Here is a 3991-nt window from a genome sequence, read left to right as displayed (position 1 = left end):
CACCCTGGAAATGGCGCCACTTGAAATCCGTCATCGTTCCGTCCGTCCAATCTCCGCCAAGCATGCTCAAGCTTCACGATTTTTGCAACAGAGCCATTTAAACTGTCCAAACGGTCAATATGATTCTTGCCGCGGAGCACGACCGGACACAGAGATCGCAGGCAAAGTCGTCAAAATCGGCGAATCCAGCTCACGCCTTTATTCCCCGTCACGAATTATCTGACCATATGACTAATAGCCCACCGAGCAAAAACGGCACGGGAATGCCGGAAGGCAGGCGCCAACCGCATCGGTCATGTTCGCCATAACTGCGATATTTATCTATGTATTACAGTACATAAGTCGATGATCACGCCCAACTTCAAAGCCTTTGGCAACCTGTAGATCAGCAGCAGGCCACAAGTTCGAATAATGGCTTGACGCGCCAAATGCGCTCATTAGAATTCCAATTGGTCAGGTTAAGCAAATGCAACCGGCGAGCGCAAAGCGCCGCACCATGGGGAGGATAATCGATGAAAATGCATGCACGCGCTGTGCTTTTTGCAGGCGGATCGCTGCTGTCACTGGGCCTTTCGGCGACATATGCGAACGCGCAGACCGCAGAAACAGCGCCCCAAACCACATCGCCGCCCTCGTCCGCCAGCACGAACGAGATCGTCGTCACCGCCAACAAGCGCGAACAGAACCTCAGCGAAGTCGGCTCGTCCGTCAGCGCGGTCAGCGGCGAGGCGCTGAAGGTCCAGAACATCTCCAACATCGCGGACCTGGCGAAAGTGACGCCGGGCCTCACTTTCGCGCCGACGCCGAACGCCACGCCGGTCTACACCATCCGCGGCGTCGGCTTCTACGACTATTCGCTGGCGTCCTACCCCGACGTCGCCGTCTACATGGACCAGTTCCCGCTGGCGCTGCCGGTGATGTCCGCACAGACCGGTTTCGACCTCCAGCGCGTCGAAGTGCTGAAGGGTCCGCAGGGCACCCTGTTCGGGAACAACGCCACCGGCGGCGCGATCAACTTCGTCGCCAACACGCCCACACCGACGCTGGAGGGCGGCGCCACCTTCAGCTACGGCCGCTTCAACACGATCGAAGCCAACGGCTTCATCAGCGGCCCGATCACCGATACCCTGGGCGGACGCATCGCGGTGAAGGCGGTCAACGGCGATCCCTGGCAGAAGAGCTATACCCGCGACGATCGCAACGGCCGCGCCGATACGATCGCCGGGCGCATGATCCTCGAATTCGAGCCGAGCAGCGACTTCAAGGCCTCGCTCAACCTCAACGGCTGGCGCGACCAGAGTGAGCCGCAGGCCCCGCAGCGCATCGCCTTCGTGCCGCAGAACGACGTGTCCGGCGCCCCCGCCATCGCGCCGTTCACGTATGCCGACGGCCCCGTGCCCTTTCCGCAGGCGACCTACCCCAACGCACCGCACAATGCCCGCGCCGCCGACTGGTCCACCGACTATCGCCCGCGGCAGGACAACCGCATGCTGCAGGGCCTGTTCCGCATGGACTACGACTTCAGCGGCATCACCGTCACCTCGCTGACCGGCTATACCGACCTCAAGTTCGACAACACCACCGAAGGCGGCGGCACCGCGCTGCGCGACCGCGACTTGCGCAGCGACAGCGGCCACATCAAGAGCTTCACGCAGGAAGTGCGCATCGCCAACGATTCCCACAACGCGCTGCGCTGGGTGGTAGGCGCGAACTACGAGCGCACCAAGGTCAACGAAGTCACCTGGGTGGCCTACGCCGACAACAGCAACACTTACGTCAACGGCTTCGTCAGCAACGCGTTTGAAACCCGCCAGAAGATGACGAACTACGCCGCCTTCGGAAACCTGGAGTTCGACGTCAACGACCAGATCACGCTCAAGGCCGGCATCCGCCAGACCCGTGCCAAGCGCGATGCCTATGCCTTCAACGGCGATCTGCCGCAGTTCCCGATCCTGCCGACCGACACCACTTTCGGCGGCACCCCGGGGGTCACGCTGACCGACTTCTTCAACGCGGTATACGGCTCGCTCGGCCCGCTCTACGGCGGCCCGGGCTACCAGATCCCGACGATCGCACCGGGCGGCTCGATCATCCTCGACACGCGCGGGCTGGTGCTGGGCGATCCTTCGGCGAACGATCCGGTCGATCCCGATACTTTCCTCACCGCCACCACCGTCAATACCCGAATCCGCGAGAACAGCACCTCGTGGATGGTCGGTGCGGACTTCAAGCCGGTGGACGGCCTGCTGCTCTACGCCAACGTGTCGAAGGGCTACAAGGCGGGCAGCTTCCCGCACTTGCAGGGCTCGCTCTTCGATTCCTATGCGCCGGTGAAGCAGGAATCGATCATGGCCTACGAGGCGGGCTTCAAGGCCCAGCTGATGGACCGCCTGCTCACCATCAACGGCGCCGCGTTCTACTACGACTACAAGAACAAGCAGACCCGCGCGAAATTCGTCGATCCGCTCTTCGGCGCGCTCGACAAGCTGCTGAACGTGCCCAAGTCCACCATCAAGGGCGCCGAACTGGAAGTCACCGCGCGCCCGATGCAGGGCCTGTCGCTCAGCGCCTCGGTGACGTACCTCGACGCCAAGGTGGACAAGTACCTCGGCGCCGTGGGCCAGACGGCGGTGAGCGGCGTGCGGGTGCCGGTGAACGCCTCGTTCAAGGGCGTCGACCTGCCGTTCTCGCCCAAGTGGCAATACTCGCTGCGCGCGGACTACACGTTCCCGGTCAGTTCGGCGCTGGACGGCTTCGTGGGCGCGGGCCTCAACGGGCAGAGCAGTTCGGTGTCGGCGCTGGTCGTGCCGGGTTCGGCCACCTTCGGGGCGACCTCGGACCTCTACGACATCAAGGCCTATACGCTGGTCAACGCCAACCTCGGCATCCGTTCCTCGGACGGCAAGTGGACGGCGTCGGTCTGGGGCAAGAACATCTTCAACACCTATTACTGGAGCAACGCCACGCAGGTTTACGACACCTTCGTGCGCTACACTGGCCGGCCGGCGGAATACGGCATCACGGTCGGCATGAACTTCTGACGAAGCAACCTACCCTCCTGAAAAGGCCCGGAAACCGCGAGGTTTCCGGGCCACTTTTTTCCCGTTATGACGGATGAAGATCAGATGCTGGTATGCCCGCCATCGATCGCGAACGAGGCGCCGGTGGCGAACGAGGCTTCGTCCGACAGCAGCCAGCGCACCGCGCCCGCGATCTCGGAAGGCTGGCCGAAGCGGTTCATCGGATGGACGGCGGCCAGCGCCTGTTCCAGCCCGGCATCCACTTCCATCGCGCCCTTCAGCATCGGCGTGAGCGTACCGCCCGGCAGCACGGCATTGATGCGGATGCCCTTCGTCGCATAGTCGATCGCGCCGCCGCGCGTCAGGCCCATCGCCCCGGCCTTGCTGGCGCAATACTCGCTGCCGTTCGGGAAACCGACCATGGCGGACGTGGAGACGATGTTGACGATCGCCCCGCCCTTGTCGAGCATCGTGCGGATCTCGTGCTTGTTGCAGAGGAACAGCCCGCGCAGGTTCACCGCGTGGCAGCGATCCCATTCGCCGAGTTCAATCTCGTGCAGCAGCTTGCCACGCTGGGGGACACCGGCGGCGTTGCAGGCGCCGTCGAGGCGGCCGTAAGTGCTCACCGCTGCCCCGATCATCGCGATGACCGAGCTTTCATCCGCCACGTCCGCCGCGATGCCCTGCGCGGTGCCGCCCGCCTGCCCGATCGCGGCGGCGACGGCCTGCGCCTTGCCGCCATCGAGGTCCGCCACGGTGACCCGGCAGCCCGCCTCGCCCAGCGCGAGCGCCACCGCTTCGCCGATCCCGCTGCCACCGCCGGTGACGACGATCGACTTGTCCTGAAGACCTTTCATTCCTTCGTTCTCCCATCTTGGCCCAGTCGGCCCGAAGCTGCGATTTTGGCCATGTTGAAGAACAAAGATTGAACATGGCGATCTACCAGGCTCGCTCTTGTCCTCCAATCTCGT

3 protein-coding genes are annotated in these 3991 nt (G+C 63.3%); 2 read left to right on the top strand and 1 reads right to left on the bottom strand.

From position 1 onward, the window contains the following. Positions 1 to 223 (top strand): hypothetical protein (locus GGR43_RS23445; RefSeq protein WP_223177589.1); only part of this gene is annotated, 223 nt, incomplete at its 5' end. 289 nt (positions 224 to 512) lie between these two features. After that, positions 513 to 3041, top strand: a complete 2529-nt coding sequence (locus GGR43_RS23165; RefSeq protein ID WP_188074063.1) for a TonB-dependent receptor — start codon at positions 513 to 515, stop codon at positions 3039 to 3041. 80 nt (positions 3042 to 3121) lie between these two features. Here GGR43_RS23165 and GGR43_RS23160 read toward each other — a convergent pair whose 3' ends face one another. Continuing rightward, a complete protein-coding gene (locus GGR43_RS23160) occupies positions 3122 to 3877 on the bottom strand; it encodes an SDR family NAD(P)-dependent oxidoreductase (RefSeq protein ID WP_037523630.1) in 756 nt (251 codons plus the stop codon). Positions 3878 to 3991 lie beyond the last annotated feature (114 nt).

Source organism: Sphingobium jiangsuense (genome assembly GCF_014196495.1).
Taxonomy (GTDB): domain Bacteria; phylum Pseudomonadota; class Alphaproteobacteria; order Sphingomonadales; family Sphingomonadaceae; genus Sphingobium; species Sphingobium jiangsuense.
This window is presented reverse-complemented; position numbering and strand designations above follow the sequence as displayed.

Excerpts from the sequence above, each read along its gene's own strand:
- GGR43_RS23165 (WP_188074063.1), top strand. The coding sequence starts at position 513 with ATGAAAATGCATGCACGCGCTGTGCTTTTTGCAGGCGGATCGCTGCTG.
- GGR43_RS23160 (WP_037523630.1), bottom strand. The coding sequence starts at position 3,877 with ATGAAAGGTCTTCAGGACAAGTCGATCGTCGTCACCGGCGGTGGCAGC.